Source organism: Actinoplanes awajinensis subsp. mycoplanecinus (genome assembly GCF_001509495.1).
Taxonomy (GTDB): domain Bacteria; phylum Actinomycetota; class Actinomycetes; order Mycobacteriales; family Micromonosporaceae; genus Actinoplanes; species Actinoplanes palleronii.
Genome location: NZ_LLZH01000279.1, coordinates 44,125 through 66,458, shown reverse-complemented (window position 1 = coordinate 66,458; position 22,334 = coordinate 44,125). Strand labels below are relative to the sequence as shown.

The 22,334-nt window shown below is 69.9% G+C and carries 26 protein-coding genes; 14 read left to right on the top strand and 12 right to left on the bottom strand.

Features of this window, described 5'->3' with window-relative positions; translation table 11 throughout:
- The first annotated feature begins 595 nt into the window (after positions 1-595).
- The 3 genes from ADL15_RS53305 (at position 596) to ADL15_RS28050 (ending at position 5,382) form a co-directional block, all read left to right on the top strand.
- A complete protein-coding gene (locus ADL15_RS53305; RefSeq protein WP_067697432.1) occupies positions 596-991 on the top strand; it encodes a hypothetical protein in 396 nt (131 codons plus the stop codon).
- Between the two features lie 51 nt (positions 992-1,042).
- A complete protein-coding gene (locus tag ADL15_RS28055; RefSeq protein ID WP_067697430.1) occupies positions 1,043-2,104 on the top strand; it encodes a PDDEXK family nuclease in 1,062 nt (353 codons plus the stop codon).
- A 176-nt stretch (positions 2,105-2,280) separates the two neighbouring features.
- Complete coding sequence (locus tag ADL15_RS28050) at positions 2,281-5,382, top strand: GH92 family glycosyl hydrolase (protein WP_067697498.1); 3,102 nt, start codon at positions 2,281-2,283, stop codon at positions 5,380-5,382.
- 42 nt (positions 5,383-5,424) lie between these two features.
- Here the strand turns inward: ADL15_RS28050 and ADL15_RS28045 are convergent, their stop codons facing one another.
- The gene (locus tag ADL15_RS28045) at positions 5,425-6,336 is read right to left on the bottom strand and encodes a LysR family transcriptional regulator (protein WP_067697428.1); all 912 of its coding nucleotides are present in this window, start codon (positions 6,334-6,336) and stop codon (positions 5,425-5,427) included.
- A 91-nt stretch (positions 6,337-6,427) separates the two neighbouring features.
- Between ADL15_RS28045 and ADL15_RS28040 the strand changes: the two genes are divergently transcribed.
- From ADL15_RS28040 to ADL15_RS28030, 3 genes are read left to right on the top strand one after another with little or no spacing between them, the layout of a single operon-like run.
- On the top strand, positions 6,428-7,060 hold the full coding sequence (locus ADL15_RS28040; RefSeq protein WP_232344380.1) for an NADPH-dependent F420 reductase: 633 nt from the start codon (positions 6,428-6,430) through the stop codon (positions 7,058-7,060).
- 11 nt (positions 7,061-7,071) lie between these two features.
- On the top strand, positions 7,072-8,016 hold the full coding sequence (locus ADL15_RS28035) for an SDR family oxidoreductase (protein ID WP_067697426.1): 945 nt from the start codon (positions 7,072-7,074) through the stop codon (positions 8,014-8,016).
- The gene (locus tag ADL15_RS28030; protein WP_198171049.1) at positions 8,013-8,672 is read left to right on the top strand and encodes an NADPH-dependent F420 reductase; all 660 of its coding nucleotides are present in this window, start codon (positions 8,013-8,015) and stop codon (positions 8,670-8,672) included. The genes ADL15_RS28035 and ADL15_RS28030 overlap by 4 nt, the downstream gene beginning before the upstream one ends.
- 175 nt (positions 8,673-8,847) lie before the next feature.
- Here the strand turns inward: ADL15_RS28030 and ADL15_RS28025 are convergent, their stop codons facing one another.
- The 3 genes from ADL15_RS28025 to ADL15_RS53295 are packed head-to-tail and all read right to left on the bottom strand — an operon-like array spanning position 8,848 to position 9,756.
- Complete coding sequence (locus ADL15_RS28025) at positions 8,848-9,183, bottom strand: Imm51 family immunity protein (RefSeq protein ID WP_067697424.1); 336 nt, start codon at positions 9,181-9,183, stop codon at positions 8,848-8,850.
- The gene (locus ADL15_RS56875; RefSeq protein ID WP_067697422.1) at positions 9,176-9,529 is read right to left on the bottom strand and encodes a helix-turn-helix transcriptional regulator; all 354 of its coding nucleotides are present in this window, start codon (positions 9,527-9,529) and stop codon (positions 9,176-9,178) included. The genes ADL15_RS28025 and ADL15_RS56875 overlap by 8 nt, the downstream gene beginning before the upstream one ends.
- A complete protein-coding gene (locus ADL15_RS53295; RefSeq protein ID WP_157441650.1) occupies positions 9,529-9,756 on the bottom strand; it encodes a hypothetical protein in 228 nt (75 codons plus the stop codon). Before ADL15_RS53295 ends, ADL15_RS56875 begins: the two co-directional genes overlap by 1 nt.
- A gap of 218 nt (positions 9,757-9,974) precedes the next feature.
- On the opposite strand from ADL15_RS53295, the gene ADL15_RS28015 reads away from it, so the two are divergent.
- Entirely contained in the window at positions 9,975-10,835 is an 861-nt protein-coding gene (locus tag ADL15_RS28015) for a helix-turn-helix domain-containing protein (RefSeq protein WP_067697419.1), read from the top strand.
- 14 nt (positions 10,836-10,849) lie between these two features.
- The gene (locus tag ADL15_RS28010) at positions 10,850-11,050 is read left to right on the top strand and encodes a DUF397 domain-containing protein (protein WP_067697418.1); all 201 of its coding nucleotides are present in this window, start codon (positions 10,850-10,852) and stop codon (positions 11,048-11,050) included.
- Positions 11,051-11,156: 106 nt separating this feature from the next.
- Here ADL15_RS28010 and ADL15_RS28005 read toward each other — a convergent pair whose 3' ends face one another.
- Positions 11,157-11,828, bottom strand: a complete 672-nt coding sequence (locus tag ADL15_RS28005) for a tetratricopeptide repeat protein (protein WP_067697416.1) — start codon at positions 11,826-11,828, stop codon at positions 11,157-11,159.
- Between the two features lie 124 nt (positions 11,829-11,952).
- Here ADL15_RS28005 and ADL15_RS28000 point away from each other — a divergent pair, with 124 nt between their 5' ends.
- Positions 11,953-12,339 (top strand): RidA family protein, encoded by a 387-nt coding sequence (locus tag ADL15_RS28000; RefSeq protein WP_067697414.1) that lies wholly within the window; start codon positions 11,953-11,955, stop codon positions 12,337-12,339.
- Here the strand turns inward: ADL15_RS28000 and ADL15_RS27995 are convergent.
- The 6 genes from ADL15_RS27995 to ADL15_RS27970 all read right to left on the bottom strand — a co-directional run bounded on the left by ADL15_RS27995 (position 12,336) and on the right by ADL15_RS27970 (position 17,488).
- Complete coding sequence (locus tag ADL15_RS27995) at positions 12,336-12,722, bottom strand: winged helix-turn-helix transcriptional regulator (protein ID WP_067697412.1); 387 nt, start codon at positions 12,720-12,722, stop codon at positions 12,336-12,338. The two genes, ADL15_RS28000 and ADL15_RS27995, sit on opposite strands and share 4 nt — an antisense overlap.
- Before the next feature lie 24 nt (positions 12,723-12,746).
- Complete coding sequence (locus ADL15_RS27990) at positions 12,747-12,941, bottom strand: hypothetical protein (RefSeq protein WP_067697410.1); 195 nt, start codon at positions 12,939-12,941, stop codon at positions 12,747-12,749.
- Positions 12,942-13,170: 229 nt separating this feature from the next.
- Positions 13,171-13,434 carry a GlsB/YeaQ/YmgE family stress response membrane protein gene (locus tag ADL15_RS27985; RefSeq protein ID WP_067697408.1) on the bottom strand — a complete coding sequence of 88 codons (264 nt, stop codon included), beginning with the start codon at positions 13,432-13,434 and terminating at the stop codon, positions 13,171-13,173.
- 146 nt (positions 13,435-13,580) lie between these two features.
- Entirely contained in the window at positions 13,581-14,378 is a 798-nt protein-coding gene (locus ADL15_RS27980) for a LamG-like jellyroll fold domain-containing protein (protein WP_232344379.1), read from the bottom strand.
- Positions 14,379-14,595: 217 nt separating this feature from the next.
- Positions 14,596-15,963, bottom strand: coding sequence for a hypothetical protein (locus ADL15_RS27975; protein WP_157441649.1), 1,368 nt, complete (start codon positions 15,961-15,963; stop codon positions 14,596-14,598).
- A 34-nt stretch (positions 15,964-15,997) separates the two neighbouring features.
- Complete coding sequence (locus ADL15_RS27970) at positions 15,998-17,488, bottom strand: IMP dehydrogenase (RefSeq protein WP_067697404.1); 1,491 nt, start codon at positions 17,486-17,488, stop codon at positions 15,998-16,000.
- Positions 17,489-17,810: 322 nt separating this feature from the next.
- Here ADL15_RS27970 and ADL15_RS27965 point away from each other — a divergent pair, with 322 nt between their 5' ends.
- From ADL15_RS27965 to ADL15_RS27945, 5 genes are all read left to right on the top strand, one after another.
- Positions 17,811-18,728: an ABC transporter ATP-binding protein gene (locus ADL15_RS27965; protein WP_067697403.1), complete on the top strand. Its 918-nt coding sequence runs from the start codon at positions 17,811-17,813 to the stop codon at positions 18,726-18,728.
- Complete coding sequence (locus tag ADL15_RS27960; RefSeq protein WP_067697401.1) at positions 18,725-19,510, top strand: ABC transporter permease; 786 nt, start codon at positions 18,725-18,727, stop codon at positions 19,508-19,510. The genes ADL15_RS27965 and ADL15_RS27960 overlap by 4 nt, the downstream gene beginning before the upstream one ends.
- 138 nt (positions 19,511-19,648) lie before the next feature.
- A complete protein-coding gene (locus ADL15_RS27955) occupies positions 19,649-20,500 on the top strand; it encodes an MEDS domain-containing protein (RefSeq protein ID WP_198171048.1) in 852 nt (283 codons plus the stop codon).
- Positions 20,497-20,916, top strand: a complete 420-nt coding sequence (locus tag ADL15_RS27950) for an ATP-binding protein (protein WP_067697397.1) — start codon at positions 20,497-20,499, stop codon at positions 20,914-20,916. The genes ADL15_RS27955 and ADL15_RS27950 overlap by 4 nt, the downstream gene beginning before the upstream one ends.
- Positions 20,917-20,996: 80 nt before the next feature.
- Positions 20,997-21,212, top strand: coding sequence for a hypothetical protein (locus ADL15_RS27945; protein ID WP_067697395.1), 216 nt, complete (start codon positions 20,997-20,999; stop codon positions 21,210-21,212).
- A gap of 10 nt (positions 21,213-21,222) precedes the next feature.
- Here the strand turns inward: ADL15_RS27945 and ADL15_RS27940 are convergent, their stop codons facing one another.
- A complete protein-coding gene (locus ADL15_RS27940; protein WP_232344378.1) occupies positions 21,223-22,299 on the bottom strand; it encodes a DUF3616 domain-containing protein in 1,077 nt (358 codons plus the stop codon).
- Positions 22,300-22,334: the final 35 nt, after the last annotated feature.

Genomic DNA, 22,334 nt, shown 5'->3' with positions numbered 1-22,334 from the left:
CGGCCGGGCTCCGTAGCGGCCAGCCCTGCTCGAACGCCAGGAACAGGTGCCGCGGACTCTTCCCGGCCGTAGCGGCCGGGCTCTGTAGCGGCCAGGCTCGAGCAGAACAGGGCTTCAGCCCACAGGGTTTCCGCTCTCCCGGCGTCCCGGCTGTCCCGGCCGGGCTCCGTAGCGGCGCGATCAGTGCCTTGTCGGCCGGGTCGAAGGCTGCCTCTTCCCGGCCGTCCCGGCCGGGCTCCGTAGCGGCCGGCCGTCGCGGACCAGGCCGATGTACCGGTACTCGCGCTCTTCCCGGCCGTCCCGGCCGGGCTCCGTAGCGGGCGCGAGCGTGCCGATGTAGACGTCCTCGACCGTCGGGTCCTCTTCCCGGCCTTCCCGGCTGGGCTCCGTAGCGGGCTGATGTCGCCGGCACCAGCGTCACCGCGGACCTGCAACTCTTCCCGGCCGGGCTCCGTAGCGGGATGGTGCCGCCGTTGCGCATCGCGATGTGCACGTGGCTCTTCCCGGCCGTACCAGCCGGGCTCCGTAGCGGCAAGGGCTCATCGTCGCTGATCGCTTCCGCCGAAGCTTTTGGAAGAACGTCTGGACGATCGCGATGGACGCGCTTATTGGCCGCAAGTTGGTGAGGGTTGAACGACTGGCCTGGCACTACGCCGGTGGAGTCGCCAAGGCCAATGTCGGGCCGGTGCACCTCGTCTTCGAGGGTGACCGGGGAATCCTCCTCGCCGGCCGCGCCGACTGGTCTCTGGAAGTGGTAGAAACCTGCGCGGTAGACCGTTCGTGGCTGGACGACTATGACTACGACTGGGATGGGTCGCGCTGGTTGTTGCGGGACGCCTCCAGCGAACCTCCCTTCGCTTCGCTGATGACCAGGCGCCTGCGGGCGCTCCAGCCGATGCACAACGAGATCGATGAAGTGACCGGTCTTGAACTGGACTTCGATGGGCAGGCGCTGACGCTCGCAACATGGGAGGGAGAGATCACGACGTGACCGGGAAGGTCACGGCCCAAGTCGGCTCGTCATGGTTGCGATGATGTCCGGATGCCACTGTTTGAAATGACTTCGGACGCGCTCGAGTCAGTCCCTTCCACGACTTTCGCGGCGGAACAGGTGCTCGAACGGGCGGACCTGCAGCGGCTTCTTCGTTCACGAATTGACATGATCGTCGATGAGGTGATGGTCGTCGCCGAGGAATTCGGAGCCTTCACGGATGCCCGGCGGCGTATCGACCTGCTGGGTGTCGATCGCACCGGCCGACTGGTCGTCATCGAGCTCAAGCGCACCGCTGATGGTGGGCACCTGGAATTACAAGCGCTGCGGTATGCCGCGATGGTATCGGTCATGACCTTCGACGATCTCGTCGAACACCACGAGCACTATCTGGCCCGGGTCGAGCCGGCAGCGGTTGATGAGGCCAGGGCCAGGTTGGCGGAATTCCTCGAGGATGCCGATGGAGAAGATACGGTGCTCAGCCGTGAGGTCCGCCTGGTGCTGGTAGCGGCCGGCTTCGATCGAGAGATCACGACGACGGTGCTCTGGTTGACCGATGTGTACGGCCTCGACATTCGCTGCGTGAAGCTCACCCCCTACAAGGTCGCGGACCGCTTGCTTCTGGACGTCCAGCAAATCATCCCCCTGCCCGAGGCGGGTGAGCTGACCGTGCAGATTCGCCGGAAGGAGACCCAGGCCCGGGCGGCGAGTTCCGATGGCCGCGACTGGACCCAATACGAGGTCATCACCCCGGAGGGCCGCAGCGGCCCGCTCCGCAAACGCTGGGCCGTACTCGCCATGGCGACCGCCCTGCACAAGGCCGGCGTCAGCGCCGAGCGGCTCGCCACGGCGGTTCCGCGCTCAAGGTTCCTGCCGGTCGAGGGCATTGTGCGCGGCGACGAACTCGCCGAGGCTTTCCTGGCCGCCTACCCGGGATCCACCAAGCGGCTCGGCCGCTGGTTCCTCGACGCACCGCTGCATGACCAAGGACGCACCTGGGTCGTCTCCAAGATGTGGGGAACCAAGACCGAACCGGCACTCGACAGGCTCGTTGCCCTGGCACCGGACACCACCTTCAGCTACGAGTCGGTAAAACCTGACGCGGTCCGGTAACCCGGCTCAACGCTCTGCTGCGACCGGCGTATCCCGCGATGACCGTTCGGCCGCCGCTGCGCTGCCGACCGCGTACCGGGAGGATCGCCGGTTCCGGAACCTCAATTCATTGACTTGTTTCAATGAGTCCTGACAGCGTTGTCATACTCCCATGACACGTGAAGGGACGGCACTTCATGCTCCGTACCCTGGCAGCGGTATCGCTGCTGGCCACCACCGTTCTGGCCATCCCACCCACCTCGGCGCAGGCCGCCGACCTTCCGCTGACCGGATACGTCAATCCGCTGGTCGGCACGGACGACAGCAACTCACCCAACCCGGTCGGCGGTGGCGCCGGCGGGTCGACGTTCCCCGGCGCGACGGTGCCGTTCGGCATGCTCCAGTTCAGCCCGGACACGCCGTCCGCGTCGCCGTCGGGCTACCGCGACCGGGACCGGACGATCGAGTCGTTCAGCCTCACCCACTTCAACGGGGCCGGCTGCCCCAACAACGAGGACCTGCCGATCCTGCCGATCACCGGGGCGATCGGCTCCTCCCCCGGCTCGGCGTGGACCAACTACGCCAGCGCGTACACGAAAAGCAACGAGTCCGCGGCGCCCGGCTACTACCGCAACCGCCTCGACAAGTACGGCGTGGACGCCGAGCTCAGCGCGACCACCCGGACCGGCGCGCTGCGGCTGACCTACCCGGCGAGCACCACCGCCCGCGTGCTGATCAACGCCTCCCGGTCGGCCACCGGCGACCGGGCCGGCAACGTGACGATCAGTGGCAACCGGGTGTGGGGTGAGCACACCGCGGGCGGGTTCTGCGGCGGGCGGACGTTCAAGATGTACTACTCGATCCTGTTCGACCGGGCGCCCACCGGTGTCGGCACGTTCTCCGGCGCGACGGTCAGCGCCGGGTCGACGGCGGCCAGCGGCACCCAGGCCGGCGCGTACGTCACGTTCGACACCACGGCGAACCCGGTGGTGACCGCGACGGTCGGCGTCTCGTTCGTGAGCGTGGCCAACGCGCAGAACAACGCGACAGCCGAGGCGGCCGCTTTCGACACCGTACGATCAAGGGCTGACACCGCGTGGAACGCGGCCCTGAACCGGGTGCAAGTCACCGGTGGCGGAGCCACTGACCTGCAGAAGTTCTACACCGCCCTCTACCACGTGCTGATGAACCCGAACGTCGCGAGCGACACCAACGGGCAGTACATGGGCTTCGACCAGCAGGTGCACACCGCGACGCACCCGGTCTACCAGAACTACTCCGGCTGGGACATCTACCGGTCGTGGTCGTCGCTGGTGGCGCTGATCGCGCCGGACGTGATGTCGGACATCGTGAAATCGATGGTGCTCGACGGCCAGCAGGGCGGGCTGCTGCCGAAGTGGTCGCACCAGAGCATCGAGGACTTCGTGATGCCCGGCGACCCCGGCCCGATCATCGTGGGCAGCGCGTACGCGTTCGGTGCGCGCGGCTTCGACACCGCCGCCGCGCTCGCGCTGATGAAGAAGGGCGCGACCGGCGGGGCCACCCAGGGGTACGTGCTGCGCGGCAACTACGCGGTCTACAACGGTCAGCACTTCATCCCGGGCAACCCGTCGGAGACCCTCGAATACGCCGCGTCGGACTTCGCGATCAGCCGGTTCGCGGCCGCGCTCGGCGACACGGCGGGCGCCGCCACGTACGCGACGCACGCGCAGTACTGGCGCAGTCTGTTCAACGGCGAGTCGTCCTACATCCACACCCGCGGGTCGGACGGCAACTGGTCGGCGGCGCTGAACCCGGCGACCGAGAAGCCGTACGTGGAGGGCAACGCGGCCCAGTACACCTGGATGGTGCCGCACAACCTCGGCGCGCTGATCACGCTGATGGGCGGCCCGGGCACCGCCGGCCAGCGACTCGATCATCACTTCACCGAGCTGAACGGCGGGTTGTCCCGGCCGTACTTCTACGTCGGCAACGAGCCCGAGCACGGGGTGCCGTGGACGTACAACTTCGTGCGCCGGCCGGCCGGTGCCAGCGAGACGGTGCGGCGGGTGATGGCCGAGTCGTTCACCACCGGCGCGGGTGGCCTGCCCGGCAACGACGACCTCGGCGCGACCTCCGCGTGGTACGTGTGGGCGGCGCTCGGGCTCTACCCGGTCACCCCCGGCGCGGACACCCTCGCGGTGCACGGCGGGATCTTCCCGAGCGTGCTGCTGCAGCGCCCGGGCGGCAACATCACGATCAACGGGGGCAGCGCGACGGCGCCGTATGTCCAATCACTATCGGTCGACGGCACCTCGACGACGCACAACTATCTGCGCTATCCGGACATCGCCAACGGCGGCACTATCTCGTACGAAATGGGATCCTCTCCCTCGGTCTGGGGCACCGGCAGCGGTGACGTGCCGCCCAGCTTCGGCGACGGAGCCGACCAGCCGCCCGCCGAGCCGTCCCTCGGCGACAACCTGGCGCTGGGCCGACCGGCCGTCGGCGGCGCCGCGGTCTGCGGCAGCGAGACCGCCGCGAAAGCCGTCGACGGCGCGCTGAAGGGCAACAGCAAGTGGTGCTCCTCGGCCACCCCGCGCACCGTGACCGTCGACCTGGGCTCGGCACGAAACGTGTCATCGTTCATCGTCAAGAACGCCGCGCTCGGCGGCGAACCGCAGGACTGGAACAGCGCCGCTTTCACCATTTCGACAAGCTCCGACGGTACGACCTACAGCAGCGCAGTCGCGGTCACCGGCAACAAGAACAGCCGCAACTACCTGCCGGTGCCGGCCCGCACCGCCCGCTACGTGCGCCTCGACGTGACCACACCCACCTCGACCGCCGACGCGGCCGCCCGGGTGTACGAACTGGAGGTCTACGGCTCGTCGTCCGCACCGGTCGACCTGGCTCTGCGCAAGCCGGCCGGCGCCGACTCGTCGTGCGGCGCCGCGGAGGGACCGGAGAAGGCGTTCAACGGCAGCTGGCTGGGCGGCTGGGTGGACAAGTGGTGCTCGGGCGGCGCCACGAAGTTCGTCCAGACCGATTTGGGCAGTCGCCAGCACATCGGCACCGTGGTGATCCGGCACGCCGGGGCGGGCGGCGAATACCCGGCCTGGAACACCCGCGACTTCGACGTGCAGACCTCGGACGACGGTGCCGCGTGGACGACCAGGGCCTCGGTCCGGGCGAACACCGCGGACTCGACGACGAGCAGCGTGAACGCGGACGCGCGATACGTACGGATCGCGGTGCTGACGGCCGCGTCGGACGGCAACAACGCGGCGCGGATCTATGAGGTGGAGGTCCGCGGCTGACCGCAAAGGATCAGGCCCGTCGCCGACGGGCCTGATCCTTGGTCACCGGTGCTGTGCAGCAGCGTCGCCGCCGAGCTGCCACATCTCGTAGTTGCCGCACTCGGCGGTGATCGCGGCCGTTTCCCGGGCCGCGTCGAGGAAGTCGTCGACCAGCGGTGAGGTGCGCGCTGCCGCCACCGCGAGGCACACCTGCTCGGGCGCCAGATCCGCGACCGGCACGTAGCTGACGTCCGGGTGGGAGTAGAAAACGGTCGCCGACCGGGCCAGGAACGAGATGCCCCGGCCGGCCGCGACGTGCGCGAGCGTCTCGTCCACCCCGCGCACCAGGTATCCGGCGTTGGGGTGCGGGCGCCTGGTGGGTTGCGTGCTCGGGTCGGCGTGCCAGAGCAGCGGCTCGCCGGCCAGGTCCGTCTCGGTGACCTGCTCCTTGCCGGCCAGCCGGTGCCCGGCGGGCAGCACCGCCACCCGCGGCTCGGTGTAGAACGGGGTGACCCGCAGGCCGGTCTCGTCGAGGGGCAGCCGCACGTAGCCGATGTCGATGCGGCCGTCGAGCAGCATCGCGGCCTGGTCGTCGGCTTCGATCCGCTGCACGTCCACGGTCACGCCCGGGTGCCGGGTGGCGAACAGCTGCACCGCCGGGGTGACCGTGACACCGGCCCGGAAACCGACCATGAGCCGCTGGTCGCCGTGCGCGGCCGCGGTCACCCGGCGGCGCACCGCGTGCACCGAGGCCAGCAGCGGGCCGGCGTCGGTCAGCAGCTGCCGGCCGGCGTCGGTCAGCTGCACGCCGTGACTGTCCCGGACCAGCAGCGGGGTGCCCAGGTCTTGTTCGAGCGCGCGGATCTGCCGGCTGAGCGCCGGCTGCGCGATGTGCAGGTCATCAGCGGCGCGACCGAAGTGCAACCGGTCGGCGACGGCGACGAAGTAGCGCAACTTGCGCAGGTCCAGATCCACGGAACCTCCCGGCACGGCAATGCCTGAAGGGTATCGCCACAGCTGAAACAGGTCTTGGACACCCAGCTCAGGCCGATGACACGCTCACCGCGTGAGAAAAACAGGCAGCATCAGCATCATCGGCCTGGGCGGCATGGGGCGCGCCCTCGCCACCCGCGCGGTCGAGGCCGGCCACACCGTCGAGCTCATCGGTCGCGACGCGGCCAAGGCCGGGGAGGTGGCCGCCGCGCTCGGTGGCGGCGCCACGGCCGGGACGTTCGGCACCGCCCCCGCCGGCGACATCGTCATCCTCGCCGTGCCGAACGCGAGCGCCGTGCCGGTCGTCGCCGGGTACGGCAACGCGCTGGCCGGCAAAATCATCGTCGACATCACCAACCCGATGAAGGCCGACGCGAGCGGGCTGACCACCCCGGACGGCACCTCCGCAGCGCAGGAGATCGCGACGGCCGCCCCGGCGAGCGCGCACGTGGTGAAGGCGTTCAACACCGTCTTCGGCCACGTCATGGTGCCCGGCCGCCAGCTGGACGTGCTCGTCGCCGGCGACGACGTGCGGGCCAAGGCGAGCGTGTCGGCGTTCATCGAGAGCCTCGGGTTGCGCCCGCTGGATGCCGGCGGCCTGGACATGGCGCACTGGTTGGAAGGAACGGGCCTGCTGATGGTCAGCCTGGCCCGTCACGGCATGGGTGACTTCAACTTCGCCCTCAGCCTCAGCTCCCACTCCTAAGGAACAGCAGCATGCGCGTTTTCGTCACTGGCGGGACCGGCCACTCCGGTTCGTACATCGTTCCCGAGCTCATCGCTGCCGGGCACGAGGTCACCGGGCTGGCCCGGACGGATGCCGCCGCGGCGGCGCTGTCCGCACTCGGAGCCAAGGTGCGTCGCGGCGACCTCGAGGATCTCGACGGGCTCCGGGAGGCGGCCGCGGACTCCGACGGCGTCGTCCACGTCGCGCACCGGCAGGACCTGCTGTTCACCGGCGGGATCCACGCCGTGGCGGCCGCGGAGGTCCCGGTCATGCTCGCGTACGGCGAGGCGCTGGCGGGGACCGGGAAGCCGCTGGTCGCGGCCGGGAGTATCGGCTCGCCCGGGCAGGGGCTCCTGGGCCGGACGGCCACCGAGGAGGACCCGGCGCTGCCCAGCGACGACGAGCACCGGGGCACCCTGCGGGCTCGGAACGTCGTGGAGACCACCGTGATCGGCCTGGCCGAGCGGGGCGTGCGGTCGTCGATCGTCCGGATCGCCAACATCGCGCACGGCACGAGCGATCAGGCCGGTTTCCTCCCGGCGTTGATCGCGCTCGCGAAGGAGAAGGGCTTCGTCGGCTACCCCGGCGACGGCGCGAACCTGTGGAACGCCGTGCACATCCGCGACGTCGCTTCGTTGTTCCGGCTGGCGCTCGAGCGGGGGCCGGCCGGCCGCTACTGGCACGCGGTCGGGGACGAGGGCATCCCGTTCCGCGAGATCGCCGAGGCGATCGGCAGCCGTCTGGGCCTGCCCGTGGTGAGCATCCCGGTGGACGAACTGGTGCTGCCGGGTTACTACGGCTTCCTCGCGAACATCGTCACGCAGACCTACCCGGCATCGAACCTGATCACCCGCCAGGTGCTCGGCTGGGAGCCCGTCCAGCCGCGCCTGCTCGCCGATCTGGACAACGGCCACTACTTCCGGCTCAGCGCATGACGACTGTGGGATTCATCGGTTGCGGCGCTCTCGGCGGCACCATCGCGCGGCTGGCGGTCGCGGCCGGGCATCAGGTCGTGCTCAGCAACTCGCGCGGTCCCGCAACGCTCGCGGACCTGGTCGCGGAACTCGGCCCGCGCGCGTCGGCGGCGACGAGCGGAGAGGCCGCGGCCGCGGGTGACCTGGTCGTGGTCACCGTGCCGGTCAGAGCCTTCGCCGACGTGGCCGCCGCGCCGCTCACCGGAAAGACGGTCATCGACACGTGCAACTACGGCCCGGAGCGGGACGGGCCGATCCCCTCGCTCGACAGCGGGTCGCTCACCTCGAGTGAGCTGCTGCAGCGGTATCTCCCGAACACTGTGGTCGTGAAGGCGTTCAACAACATCTTCTACAAGCACTTGCTGTCATTGGCGGGGGCGGACGACCGCTCGTACTTGCCGGTCGCCGGGGACTCACCGGCGGCGAAGACGGCGGTGACCGCGTTCATCGAGTCCCTCGGGTATGACGTGGTGGACGCGGGACCACTGGCCGGCAGCTGGCGTCAATCGACGGGCACGCCGGTCTGGGGAACTCCGTACGGGCCGTACTCGGATGAGAACGGCCAGCCGGCCGGCGAGGTGGCCATCCGCACGGCGCTGGCCGCCGCGACGCGGTAACCGGTCACCGCCACTGGGTCACGTCGTGCAGTTCTCCCGTGGTGAGATCCGGCTGCCCCCCAGTGGTCGCCGACGGTCGTGGTGTAGACCACGACCAGAACTCCCTCGCTCGGATAGGCGGTGCAGAAGCCCTGGTACCCGTGGGGTTCGCCGAGGTCCAGCGGTGGTCCGATGGTCAGTCAAGATCGGCTTCGGTGAGGAGTCGGGACAACAGAGCGCGATCGTGGAATGCGGCGTGCAGACGCTCAGCAAGTCGGCGCAGCGCCGCGGGGTCGGAGCTTCCGGCCACGAAGGTGCCGCCTTCGGAGCTGAACCAGATCGTGTCCGTGAAGCCGGGCATCTCGGCCCGGATCAGCCACTGGGCGAAGCTCTCCCAGCCGTGTCCGTTGCTCTCCGCATCGAGTTCATCGAAGACGTCTTCGACATCCTCCATGTCGCCGTCGAAGAGCACCAATTCCTGCTGCCCGTCCTCCCGCGTGAAGGCGTGGAACGGAGACAGATCGTCAGTCACGCCGGCATCGTAGTGACCTCAAGGCCGGACGCAGGACTTCGACGAGCGCCCCGACCAGGTCGCCGTCCACGAGGATCTGATCACGTTCGGCCAAGTGGTCCGCGATCCGCTCGGCCAGCTCCCGGATGGCGTCCTCGCCGCAGACATCTCCGGCCGGATCGCCGTCGCGCCCTCGGTGGATCCAGTCCTCGATGTCGTGCTCCCACCAGACGCGGCCCATGGCCAGCTCCTGGAACGGCTCGGGAAAGTCTTCCTGCTCGGCCAACTGCTGGATCCGTTGCCGGGAGCGCCCGAGGCGCGTCGCGATCTCCCTGGCGCCCACCAGCCGCAGCACGGTGCTGTCCATCACGACTCGTCGGGACCGCGGGCACCCGGCGCGGAGGTCACCGCGGCGACGAACCGCCGCAGCGCGTCGGGCACATCCTCCGGATGCGGCCGCAGGAAGATGACGCCACGCCGCTCGTCGAGGCCGAGTCCGTCGATGTCCAGCGGGATGCCGTCCAGGTTGATCTGCACCTCGGCATCAACCCCGAGCGCGCTCAACGCCGCAATCAGCTCACTTTGCGTAATCACAACCCACCCTCTAAACCATTCAAGAACCCCGCATCTGTACGCACGGTCAGCCCGGGTCGCCGTCCCGCGCCACTAGCCTTAAAGGATCACTAGCAGTTGTGTCAGTAGCACTTCACGCACTCTACTAGTGCTACTGGCACTCTTACCACCCCCGTTAGGCTTACCCCGCAGCACACCTGACATGTGAGGACGGCAGACTGAGCGAAGGGGACTGACGGATGGGATCGGAACGCATGCCGAGCAGGCCATTGACGGTGAAGCAGCGTCGCCTGGCTGCCGAGCTGCTAACTCTCCGCGGCCGGATCACGCGCGAGAAGGTCGTCGAGGACACCGGGATCTCCGAGGGCGCGCTGCTCAAGATGGAGAAGGGCCGCACCCGGCCACAGCGGCGCACCTTGATCACGCTGTTGGACTACTACGGCGCGACCCCGGAGAAGCGGGTCGAGCTGCTCGACCTGTGGCAGCACTCCACCCGGTCAAGCGACCTCCAGCCCATCGAGGAGAGCCTCCCGGAGAACTACCAGGCCTTGATCGCCCTCGAGGCGGAGGCCGTCTCCCTGGGCACTTTCGAAGGCTTGTTCGTTCCCGGGCTGCTGCAGACCGAGGAATACGCCCACGCGGTGATTCGCAGCCAGCTACCCGAGATGGACGATGCGGGGATCTCGGCTCGGGTCGAGGCCCGGATGCACCGGCGAGACGCCTTGAACAGGTCCAATGCGGTCCGCTACTGGGCCATCCTCGACGAGGCGGTCATCCGGCGTACCGTCGGAGGCGAGGACGTGATGCGCGGGCAACTCGCTCACCTGGCCGAGTTGGGTAAAGCCGGCAACACCATCACGATCCAGATCATCCCGTTCAGCGCCGGCGCCCACGGCGGGATGATCGGGAGCTTCCTGTTACTGGAATTCGATGCTCCTTACGTTCCTGTCGTCTACCTGGAAAACTTCTCTGGCGGCCTGTTCGTGGAAGCTGCCGAGGAAGTCGCCCGCTACCGCGACAACTTCCAGCGGCTTGTCGCGCAGGCACTCAGTCCACAGGCAACGCTGCACATGATCGAAGAAGCGGTCACGGCCGCATAGGAAAGGAGCCCGCGGTGGACCTCACCAACGCGCGCTGGACCAAGAGCACTCGTAGCGGCGGCAACGGCAACTGTGTCGAGGTCGCGATCACCGACGAGGGCGTCGCCGTGCGCGACACCAAGGACCGCACCAAGACACCGCACACCTACACCCACGCCGAATGGGCAGCCTTCATCGGCGGCGTCAAGGACGGCGAGTTCGACCTCCCCGCCTGACCAGCAGCCTGGTGCCGTCGGTGGCGGCACCAGGCACGCGAGGTAGCAGGTTCGGTGATGGCGTCGCGCCGCGGTGGTGATACTGAATCTGTCGCGCCGGGCGGCGCTACTCCGGGACGGTCGCCTTTCTCGCCTGCTCGACCTGCCGCACGATGGCGTGCGCGCCGTGCGCCTGTGCGATCGCGTGCGCCTCCTCGAGGATCGCGGTCGCGTCCGTGTGGCGGCCCTGGGCCGTGGCGATGTAGGCCAGACCGACCATGTTGGCGGCCACGCCCGGCAACAGCCCGCACTCCCGGCGAAGCCGCGAGGATTCCTCCAGCCGGTCACGCGCTTCGTCCAGGCGCCCGGCCATGTGCGCGGCGATGCCCAGATGCCGCAGCGCCTCGGCCTGGATCGCCTGGTCGCCGACCTGCGCCGCCAGCCGGCCGGACCGTTCGAGCTCCGGAACCGCGCTCGTGTTGTCCCGCCGGATGACCTGATGCAGGCAGCCGATCCAGAACAGCGCCTCCGCCTCGCCGCGCACGTCGCCCAGAGATCGGTACAGCTCGGCCGCGCGCTGGAACAGCGGCAGTTCAGCCGGGTCTTCGGCCGGGGACGGGCCGTCGCCCTCACGAGCCGTCAGGAACCGCGCGTGCAGGATCCGTCCGCGGGCCAGCGCGGTGTCGGCCTCCAGCGCGTCCAGGCCCCGCTCGGCGTCGGCCAGCCCGCTGTCGTCGCCGTCGTGCACCGCCCGGTCGTAGGCCGTCCTCACTCGTTCGATCCGATCCTCGGCACTCATCTCCGCCCCCCGTCCTCGAACATCCACACGGGAGCCTAGAGGCAGGGCGGTTACCCAAAGGTGCCCTGAGATGGGAAAAGTGCGTTCTTCCGAGGTCAGGGCCGATCACCGTACGGTCGTCTGCATGACTGTTACGTTGCTCGACGTGCCCGGCCTGCCGGAGATCCCGATCTATCGCCAGGTCTCGGTGGCCACCGGTTCGCGGCTGATCCACGTCGCCGGGCAGGTCGCGTGGGACGGCGGTGACTTCGCCACTCAGGTCGAACAGGCGTACCTGAACGTCGGCACTGCTCTGGCGGCCGCCGGCGCCACCTTCGCCGACGTGGTGAAGCTGACCGCCCACGTCGTCGACTGGAAACCCGCGCTCATGCCGGAGTTGCTCGACGGCATCGCCCGCGCCTCGGCCCGGCTGGGCGTCACGATCGCCGCCCCGGCCTCGCTGTTCGGCATCGTGGCCCTGGACGTCCCCGAACACCTGGTCGAGGTCGAGGCCGTGGCCGTGCTGGATTAGGCGTCGCCGAAGCGGGCTCGGGAGGCCTCGATCTGCTTGAGGTAGGTCTGGGTCCAGCCGCACATGCCGTCGACCACCTCGCGCAGCGCGACGCCCGCCTCGGTGAGCGAATACTCGACGCTGGGCGGGACGGTGGGGTGCACGGTCCGGTCGACCAGGCCGTTGCGCTCCAACGTGCGCAGGTTCTGGGTGAGCACCTTGTGGCTGATGTCGCCGACCTCGCGCCGCAGCTCGTTGAAGCGCATCGTCCGCAGCCCGAGGAACTCGATGATCAGCAGCGACCACTTGTTGGCCACGTCCGAGAAGATGGCCCGGGCCAGCGAGTCGGCCCGGGCCAGATCAGCCTCGGGCGGCAGTGCGCCGATCTCCTGCCTGGTCCCCACCGGTCCGAGCGTAGTACGCCGTCGTCAGCGCGACGCGGCGACCGGTGTCGCGCCGTTGGCGTAGACGGTGTGGCTGAGGCGTTCCGCGCTCGCGGCGATCTGCAGGACGACGTCGAGGCGTTCACCCGGCTCGATCGCACGGGCCTCGGTGAGCTGGCGACGCAGAATCTGCACCTCGGCGAGATGGATGTCGAGTGCGTTGACGATTTCCGCGTGCAATCTTGGCTCCTGGTTCAGGGATGAAACCGAAGGGATTTCGGCAACGACATCAACCGTAGGCACGTTCGGTAGCCACCGACCGCAAGTTGTGAAGCTGGCCACCTGTGATGCTGATGGGGCGGACGCGGTCCCGCCTCCTTCTCCGCGGATGAGAAATCGGCGACGACCCGACGACAACGACGGCGCCTCCGCCGAAGCGGAGGCGCCGTCGCCGGGGAGGTCAGTGCGGTCAGCGGCGGCCACGCGTGCCGGCGACCAGGGCCACGCCGACCGCGGCCAGGCCGACCTGCAGGGCCAGCTCGATCCAGTCGACGCCGCCGGTGTCGGCGACGTCGATCGCGGCGGCCAGGAACGTGCCGATGATCGCGGCGACGACGCCGATGACCAGGGTGAGCCAGATCGGAATGTTCTGCTTGCCGGGCACGACCAGGCGGCCGAGCGCGCCGATGATGAGACCGACGATGATGGCGGTGATGATTCCGGTGACTTCCACGACTGCGCTCCTTGGCGAGGGATGACCTGCTGCCAGGGAACTTCCCGGTTCCGGCCGCCACGCAAACGTGGTCCCGCTCACCGGCTGGCCCTCAGAGGTGTCTCCGCGACCTCGAGACACCCCGCACGACCAGCCGGCGAACCGGCTCACCGGCTGATGCGGATCCAGACGTCGTCGAGGGCGCCCTGGAACGGGTCGCTGTTGGAGCTGAGGCCCTTGCCGCCGAGCACCAGCGGCGCGCCGTTGTCCACGGTCAGGTCGGCCGGGATCGTGGTGGCGCCGTGGTCGGCGCCGTCCACCAGGATCGTCAGCGCGGTGCCGGACCGCCGGCACTCGACGGTGTGCCACGTGCCGTCGGCGACCGTGACGTCGCTCTTCGCCAGCTGGATGTCGCCGGAGTCCTCGCTGGTCATCACGCAGCTGGGATGGCCGGGACGCTTGTCGATCTGCAGCTTGTACTGGCCACCGGCGACCGAGTAGCCCTTCTGCAGCACGTTCTGCCCGTCGCTGGTCTGCCCGGCGGCCAGCATCACCGTGGCGCCGAAGCTGATCGATCGCGGTCCGGGGTTCAGCTCCGGGGTGCTGGGGGTCTGCAGCACCACGCGCGGGCACTCCGCCTGGGCGCAGGCGCCGGGGAACTGTGCCGCCTGACCGGATCCGTGCGGCACCGGGCGCAGGATGCCGCCGAACCGCGAGCGCGGCTGCAGCGCGTGTCCCAGCCCGGACGTGTCGGAGACCGCGGTGTCCCGGGCGGTGGTGTCGAACGTGTACGACGCCACCGCGGGGCTCGGCTGCGGCACCGGTGTCGCGGTGGGGTCCCCGGCCCGCCACTGCGGCGCCGTGCCATGACCGGAACTGATCCGCAGGCCCAGTGCCACTCCCCCGGCGATGGCCAGCACCACCACCAGTACCAGGGCGATCCTGTGCTTTGTCAGTGTGCTCACCTCATTCCACGGCCTTACTCCGGAGAACGAGGTGATCTTCAAGAGGTTGCTGTCACCCCACTCGCCGCGATCTTGGCGAGTTCTGGTCGAAATACCGGCGCAAGCTCCAAGATCGCGGCAGGTAGGGCGGCGGTGAGACGGCGGCGCCGACCGGCGGGCGGCGGGGTCAGCGGCGCAGCGACCGGCCCACTCCGGCGATCACCGTGGTCGCCAGCACCTACCCGGCCACCATCACCGCCACGGTGACCGCCTTGTCCGCGCCGACCGGGTCCCATGCCTGGTCATGACCGAAACTGACCAGCGGCACCAGCACGTCGAGGCTGTAGAGCAGCGGATCCCAGGTCGGCGCCTCGCCGGCCTTGACCGCGCGCAGCGGCCCGGACCAGGCGAACCAGGCGGTGCTCGCCGCCACCACCATCAGCAGCCAGAGCAGCGCCCGCCCGGGCCGGTATCCGAATCCGATCGTGGCGTCCTGGATCGCGCCCCAGAGCGCGCCGAGGCGGCCCATCGCCCGGTGCCGCAACCGTTCCCGGACCACCAGCACCTGGCGGGCGTCCTGCTCACGGCCGTCGCGGCGCAAGGCCGCGGCCAGTTGATCGTACGGACCGGGAGCGAACCCGGTCCCGAACCGGGCCATCCAGTCGAGCCGCTGCGACGCCGTCCAGGTGGCGACGTCGTCGGAACGGCGGGTCAGCCGCTCGTAGCCGAGCCCGTCCAACTCGATCCGGCAGTCCCGGGGCCAGCCGACCGGGTCGTCGATGATCCGGCCGAAGCGGGCATCCCGCAGGCTGATCTGCCCGGCCGAGTCCGGGCCCGGCCGCAACGTGAGCAGCCGGGCCTGCGCCTCGATCAGCAGCACCGCGTACCCGTCCGGGCAGCGCAGCGTGCCGCCCTGCACCGCGATGCTCCCGCCGACCTGCACGCCGATCAGGTGCAGCTCGCCGTCGGCGTGCACGTCCCGCGCGAAGATGCTGCCGCCGACCTCGGACGGGCCGGCCACCGCGGCGGCGTTGTCCCGCGCCCGGCCGATCCGCGCGTCGGCCAGGTCGAGGTTGCCGCCGATCCGGGCGCCGAACAGTTTCACCCCGTGCGCGACGTGCGCCCCGCGCAGGCGAACGTGCCCGCCCACGTCGGCACGCTGCAGGAACACCGTCCCGCCGACCGTGCTGCGGTCGAGCTCGACGCTGCCTGCGACGTGGGCCGCCAGCATCCCGATGTCACCGGCGATGCCGGCGTCGCGTACCCCTACATCGCCGCTCACCCGGAGCCCCTCGGCCTGGATGCCCGGCAGGACGCTGCCGTCCAGAGTCATCTGGACCAGCTCGGCGTGCTCGAGCAGCAGGGTCTCGTCGAAGACGCAGCGCCGCAGGCGCAGCGGCGTCGCGATCCGCGCGCCGGTCAGGTCCAGCATGCCGGTGATCCGCACGCCGGCCAGGTCGAGCCGGGCGACCCGGCCGGCCGCGCTCCCGGGTCCACCCAGCAGCAGCGCGGCCAGCAGGTCGGCACTGATCACGGCGCCGGGGAGATCGAGCGGCGCCCCGTCCCGGTAGGCGCGTCGCAGCCGCGCGCCGACTGATCGTCTCACCGGGACATTGTTCACTACCGATACGAGTGGGACCTCAGACCACGGTGGGGCGATCGTTGCGGTCGACCTCTTCGGAGTTCTGGACGAACGTCTGCTGGGACACCTGGATCAGCGTCGCCGACTCGTGGAACTGGCGCAGGCTGACCGACCCACAGCTGATCATCGTGGAGCGGATCTTGGCGAGGGTGACCTTGACGTTGTCGTAGAGGCTGCCCGCGTACGGCACGTACCCGTCGACGCCCTCCTCGAAGGCCAGCTCCTTGCCCTGGCCGTAGCGCGCCGCGTTGCGGGCCCGCGCGCTGCCCTCGCCCCAGTACTCCTTCACGATCTGGCCGCCGAGCTTCACCTGCGGCGCCGGGCTCTCGCTGAACCGGGCGAAGTACCGCCCGAGCATCAGGAAATCCGCGCCGAACGCGAACGCGATCGCCATGTGCGAGTCGTGGATGATCCCGCCGTCCGAGCAGAGCGGCACGTACATCCCGGTCTGCTCGGCGTAGCGGTCGCGCTCGGTGACGATCTCGGTGAGCGCGGAGGCCTGGCCGCGGCCGATGCCCTTCTGGTCGCGGGTGATGCAGATCGAGCCACCGCCGATGCCGACCTTGACGAAGTCCGCGCCGGCGTCGGCCAGGTAGCGGAAGCCCCGCGCGTCGACGACGTTGCCGGCGCCGATCCGGACCGCGTCGCCGTACTCCTTGCGGACGTACTCGATGACGTCCTTCTGCCAGACCGAGTAGCCGTCCGAGGAGTCCAGGCACAGGATGTCGGCGCCCGCCTCGACCAGCGCCGGGATCCGCTCCCGGTAGTCGTGGGTGTTGACGCCCGCGCCGACCCGGAACTGCTTGGCGTCGTCGACGGACTCGTTGCTGAACTGCTGGTGCAGCTCGTAGTCGCGGCGCTGGACCAGCGCGGTGACCCGGCCGTCGTCGCCGACCAGCGGCAGCACGTCCTGGCGGGAGTCCCACAGCAGCGAGTTCGCCGTGGTCAGCGACATCCCCGGGGTGCCGGTGGCCAGCTCGGCGACCGGGCGCATCCGCGACTCGACGGTGTCGCCGGCCTGGTGGCGGTGGAAGTTGAAGTCCTGCGCGGTGATCAGCCCGAGGAACGCACCGGACGGGCTGCCGTCGTCGGTGACGATCACCACGGCCCGGTCGTGCTCGCGCAGCAGCCGGTCGGCCTCCTCGAGCGTCGCCGACGGCTTGATGTTGACGTCGTTGTACCGGAACCCGGCCTTGTGCTTCTTGACCGCGGCGACCATCGCGGCCTGCTCGGCGACCGGCTGGTTCTGGTGGATGAACGAGATCCCGCCGACCTGCGCGAGCGCTATCGCCAGCTGCGGCGACGAGACCGCGCCCATGATCGCACTGGTCAGCGGGGTGGCGATCCGGATCGGCGAGCGCTCCCCGACCGGATGCCGGACCAGCGGCGCGGACAGGTCGACCTTGTCCGGCGTGCAGCCTTCATCGGTGAGGTTGGGCAGGAGCAGGTACTCACCGAAGGTGCGGGAGATCTCGGGCAGGATCCGCACTGCTGCACTCCTTGACGGTCGATATGCAGGGTTTACGGTCTTTGGGAACCTATCGGATGACGTTACCAGCAGTCACCACCGCGCCCGCGCACCGTCCACTCAGAAGGGGACCTACCGCTCGTCCGGGTAGCCGGCGTGACACCACCGCAGTCCTGCGGCCCGCAGCACCATGCTGCGGTTGCGGTCGGCAGTAGGCGGCCGCCGGAATTACCGCAGCTGTAGTAGTACGACGGCCCACGCTGGGACGAGGCGGCCGGGCTGCCCGGACCCGCACGATGGACTCCGGAAGCCGGTCCACCCGGCACGTCAGGAGGGACCGCCGATGATCGAGGTCAAGCAGGTCAGCAAGCGTTACGGCGAGAAGACCGTGGTCGACCAGCTCACGTTCACCGCGCAACCCGGTCAGGTGACCGGGTTCCTCGGGCCGAACGGCGCCGGCAAGTCCACCACCATGCGGATGATCGTCGGGCTGGACACGCCCACCTCCGGTGAGGTCCTGGTGAACGGCCGCCGGTACGCCGAGCACGCCGCGCCGTTGCAGGAGATCGGCGTGCTGCTGGACGCCAAGGCCGTGCACCCGGGCCGGACCGCCGGCAACCACCTGCTCGCCCTGGCCCGCACGCACGGCATCCCCCGGCGCCGGGTCGACGAGGTGATCGAGCTGGCCGGGCTGACCAAGGTCGCCGGCAAGCGGGTCGGCAACTTCTCGCTCGGCATGGGCCAGCGGCTCGGCATCGCCGCCGCGCTGCTCGGCGACCCCGGCGTGGTGATGCTCGACGAACCGGTCAACGGCCTCGACCCCGAGGGCGTGCTGTGGGTCCGGCACCTGCTGGCCCGGCTGGCCGCCGAGGGCCGCACCGTGGTGCTGTCCTCGCACCTGATGAGCGAGACCTCGCTGATCGCCGATCACCTCGTGGTGATCGGCCGCGGCAAGCTGCTCGCCGACACCAGCGTGGAGAGCCTGGTCGCGCAGGCCGCCGGCGGCGGGGTCACGGTCGGTACGACCGCGACCACCCTGCTCGGCGGGCTGCTGGCCGGCCCCGGCGTCACGATCACCCGGGTCGCCGAGGAGGAACTGCTGGTCGCCGGGCTCGAACCACGCCAGATCGGGGTGGTCGCGGCCGAGCACGGCATCCCGCTCTTCGAACTCACCCCGCGGACCGTGTCCCTGGAAGAGGCGTTCATGGACCTGACCCGGGAATCCGTCGAATACGTCAGCCACCTGGAGTTGGCACGATGACCACGTTTTCGGTTCCGAACCGGCCCGCTTACCGGCTCACCGCCCGCGGCGTGCTCGCCGGGGAATGGACCAAGTTCGCCACGCTGCGCTCCACCTGGATCACCACCGGGGTCTCCGCGGTGCTGGTGATCGCTTTCGGCCTGATCGCGGCGATGGTCGGCCGCGCCGGGATGGGTTCGGACGCGGTCAGCCTAGCGCTGTCCGGCACCACCCTCGCGGCGCTCGCCGTCGGGGTCCTCGGCGTGCTGCTGTCGGCCGGCGAGTACAGCACCGGGATGATCCGGGCCACGCTGACCGCCGTGCCGGCCCGCACCCCGGTGCTGTGGTCCAAGGCACTGATCGCCGGGGGCACCACCGTCGTCGTGATGACGGTCGCCGCGGTGCTCGCCTTCACCATCGGCAGCCCGCTGCTGGACAGCGGGGTGGCCACGCTCGGGGTCGGCGACGCCGGGGTGCTGCGCGCGCTGGTCGGGGCGGGGCTGTACCTGGGCCTGGTGGCGGTGCTCGGTGTCGCGCTCGGCGTGCTGCTGCGCTCCAGCGCCGGGAGCATCGCGGTGCTCGCCGGGGGCCTGCTGATCCTGCCCGGGTTGATGATGCTGCTGCCCGGGTCGCTCGCCGAGACGGTGTCGCCGTATCTGCCGAGCAACGCGGGGAGCGCGGTGATGGCGCTGCACACCTCGGACGGCTCGCTCGGGCCGTGGGCGGGGCTGGCGGTCTTCACCGCGTACGTGACAGCTGCTCTTGTCGCCGCCGCCTACCGCTTGAAAAAAGCGGACGCCTGACCACCGGAAATTCCTCGAACGCCGCCGGACGCCGCACGTCCGGCGGCGATCGTCGGCGAGGTCGTGGCCAGTGTTCTGGGCGATGCACTAACTTGGTGGCGGTCGTGCCGAGGGTGGGAGAGTGCATTGAGCGATGCCGTGACAGTGGATGCGATCGAGGACGGTGACCACGTCTGCCTGACGTACTCCGATCCCGACGAGCGTCTCGACCTCATCGCCGACTTCGTGGCCGCCGGGCTGGACCGGGGTCACAAGGTGCTCTGCTTCACCGACTCGATCTCGCCGGAGAAGCTGACCGAGGAACTCTCCTGGCGGGGTCTCGCCGTCGCCCGGGCCACCGCGACTGGGCAGCTGGCGATCGCCGAGGGTGGCCGGCTGTGGTTCGCCAACGGCAGCACCAGCGCCACCGACACCCTCGACACGCTGACCGCGGAGATCGCCCTGGCCCGCGAGCAGGGCTACGACGGCCTGCGGGTCACCGCGGACATGTGGTGGGCCACCCAGCCGGTCGCCGCGGTGCAGGAGCTGCTCGCGTTCGAGTCCCGGGCCGCGGATCTGAGCACCGACGGCCGGTTGACCGCGATCTGCCAGTACGACCGGGACGGCTTCGACCCGGTGACGCTGGCGTTCGCGGCCGAGGCGCACGCCAAGACGGTCGCCGCGGTCGCCTACCACGACGACGCGCTGCTGCGGATCTGCCGCCAGCACCGCCCGCCGGGCATCCGGATCGCCGGCGAGCTGGACTACACCCGCCTCGAACCGCTGCAGCAGGCGCTCTCCGAAGCGTTGCGCCTGGACGACGACATCCACGTCAACCTGGGCAAACTCCGGTTCATCGACATCACCGCGGCCACCGTGATCGCCAAGGCCGCGCTCAGCCTGCCCACCGACCGCCACATGATCATCTCGTGTGGCGGGAGCGTGACCGAGACGTTGCGGCTGGTCGGCGCGGATGAAGCGGGCCAACTTCGGGTACAAGCCGCGCGATGACAACCGAGCGAGGCGCTGACGAGAGTGAATCGCCGCAGAAGACCTCTCTGCTCCAGGAGTTCGACAGCCACAGTCTCTACGCGGTGCGTTCCGCGGTGGCCGCGCACGCCGTCGCGCTCGGGCTGCCCGAGGAGCGGCTCAGCACGCTGCTGCTGATCGCCACCGAGCTGGCCACCAACGCGTTCCGGCACGGCGGGGGCTCCGGCCGGTTGCGGCTCTGGCGTACCGAAGAAAGTGTGTTTTTGCAGGTCAGCGACGACGGACCGGGACTCGCCCGGCCGCAGGAAGCCGGTCGGCGGCCGGCGCCACTGTCGTCACCGGGCGGGCGCGGCCTGTGGATCGTGCGGCAGATCGCCGACCACCTGGACATCACCACCGAGCCCGGCACCACCATCACCGCCGGCCTCGACGTCTAGGTTTCCGCCGAACCGGCCGCCGGGTTCCGTTCCGCCGCCTACGCTCGGCACAACGGCGGAACCGGCCTGAGGAGGCGACGATGCGCCAGGCCGTGTGGCTCGTCTTCGGTCTGATCCTGCTCGCGCTCGGCGCTCAGGGTGTGATCCGGCTCGTGGTCAACCAGGACGCCGGTGCGCTGCGCTGGCTGCCCGGCGGCTACTTCGTGCAACTGGGCGCATACGTCGCCGCCGCCCTGATCGGCCTGCGGGTCGCCAAGCACAACCGGGTCCGCCCCGACCCGCACAAACACCCCTGACCGCTAACGGTCACCGCCCCGGCAGCAGCAGCACGTCGGCGATCACCGTGCCGTCCTCGGTCAGCCGCGCGGCCGCCGGGCTGTCGTAGACCACCAGGACCCGGTCGTCGCCGAGCATGCTCATCCCCTCGGCGTGATCGTCGCCCTCGCCGAAGGTCAGCTCCAGCTCCCGGCTGATCAGCTTGTCGCGCACGATCGACGGCATCTCGGTGCGCGCCGCCCCGTGCCAGCGGTAGATCCGCACCGGTCCGTCGAGCGCCATGGTCGGCCCGGCCAGCACGAGCAGATCGTCACCGTCCGGACAGAGGTCCCGCACGCCGAGGCCGTTCAGATCAAGAACATGCTTACGGTACGGCCGCCCGTCCTCGAACGGCCGCAACCGCAGCCGGGCCGGGTCGTCCTCGGTCACGTAGGGGCGCACCTCCAGCACGAACGCCCACCCACGCAGCACCGGCCCGCGCAGTCCCAGGTAGACCCGGTCGTCACGCACCGCGATGCCCTCGATGTCCAGCCCGTTGTCCTTGCCGGGGATCGGCAGGAACCGCGCCAGATGCTCGTCGTCGCGCAGCAGCCGGCGCAGGTCGTCCTTCCCGCTCAAGGCCGCGGCCTGGTGCCGGACCCCATCAACTACCTTTTCCGGTACGGGCGTGGGCACCCCGTCGACGTCCGCGATCGGCAGCCGTACCAGGATCTGCCGGTTGTCCTGCCCTTCCGTGCGCGCGAGCCGCTTGAGGGCCTTCGGCCCGTCGTGGTGGCTGCGGATCTGCTTGCGGCGCAGACTGTGCGACCCGACCGCCCAGAGGAAGTGCCCGCTGCGGGCCAGCCCCTCCACGTCGGCCTCCTCGTCGGCGTCCGCCCCGGGCAGGTCGACCAGGTCACCGAGCCGGAACCGGGCCTCGTCACCGAACTCGGCCGGCCGCTGCGGGTTGTCCGCGGTGAGGCGTTCGACGGTCGCGGTCTCGTCCCCGGCGATCCACAGCACCGGCCCGTCGAGCCGTACCGCGGAGAGGTTGGTGTGGGTGGCCGCGGCCCGCGAGTCCTCGGAGAACCGCAGTCGCACCGTGTAGTCGACCGTCATGGTCGTCATCGTCGCACCGCCGGGCCAGCGGTGGGCGCGGCTCG

Coding starts and splice junctions, on each gene's coding strand:
- ADL15_RS53305 (WP_067697432.1), top strand. CDS start 596: ATGGACGCGCTTATTGGCCGCAAGTTGGTGAGGGTTGAACGACTGGCC.
- ADL15_RS28055 (WP_067697430.1), top strand. CDS start 1,043: ATGCCACTGTTTGAAATGACTTCGGACGCGCTCGAGTCAGTCCCTTCC.
- ADL15_RS28050 (WP_067697498.1), top strand. CDS start 2,281: ATGCTCCGTACCCTGGCAGCGGTATCGCTGCTGGCCACCACCGTTCTG.
- ADL15_RS28035 (WP_067697426.1), top strand. CDS start 7,072: ATGCGCGTTTTCGTCACTGGCGGGACCGGCCACTCCGGTTCGTACATC.
- ADL15_RS28030 (WP_198171049.1), top strand. CDS start 8,013: ATGACGACTGTGGGATTCATCGGTTGCGGCGCTCTCGGCGGCACCATC.
- ADL15_RS56875 (WP_067697422.1), bottom strand. CDS start 9,529: ATGGACAGCACCGTGCTGCGGCTGGTGGGCGCCAGGGAGATCGCGACG.
- ADL15_RS28015 (WP_067697419.1), top strand. CDS start 9,975: ATGGGATCGGAACGCATGCCGAGCAGGCCATTGACGGTGAAGCAGCGT.
- ADL15_RS28005 (WP_067697416.1), bottom strand. CDS start 11,828: ATGAGTGCCGAGGATCGGATCGAACGAGTGAGGACGGCCTACGACCGG.
- ADL15_RS28000 (WP_067697414.1), top strand. CDS start 11,953: ATGACTGTTACGTTGCTCGACGTGCCCGGCCTGCCGGAGATCCCGATC.
- ADL15_RS27965 (WP_067697403.1), top strand. CDS start 17,811: ATGATCGAGGTCAAGCAGGTCAGCAAGCGTTACGGCGAGAAGACCGTG.
- ADL15_RS27960 (WP_067697401.1), top strand. CDS start 18,725: ATGACCACGTTTTCGGTTCCGAACCGGCCCGCTTACCGGCTCACCGCC.
- ADL15_RS27950 (WP_067697397.1), top strand. CDS start 20,497: ATGACAACCGAGCGAGGCGCTGACGAGAGTGAATCGCCGCAGAAGACC.
- ADL15_RS27945 (WP_067697395.1), top strand. CDS start 20,997: ATGCGCCAGGCCGTGTGGCTCGTCTTCGGTCTGATCCTGCTCGCGCTC.
- ADL15_RS27940 (WP_232344378.1), bottom strand. CDS start 22,299: ATGACGACCATGACGGTCGACTACACGGTGCGACTGCGGTTCTCCGAG.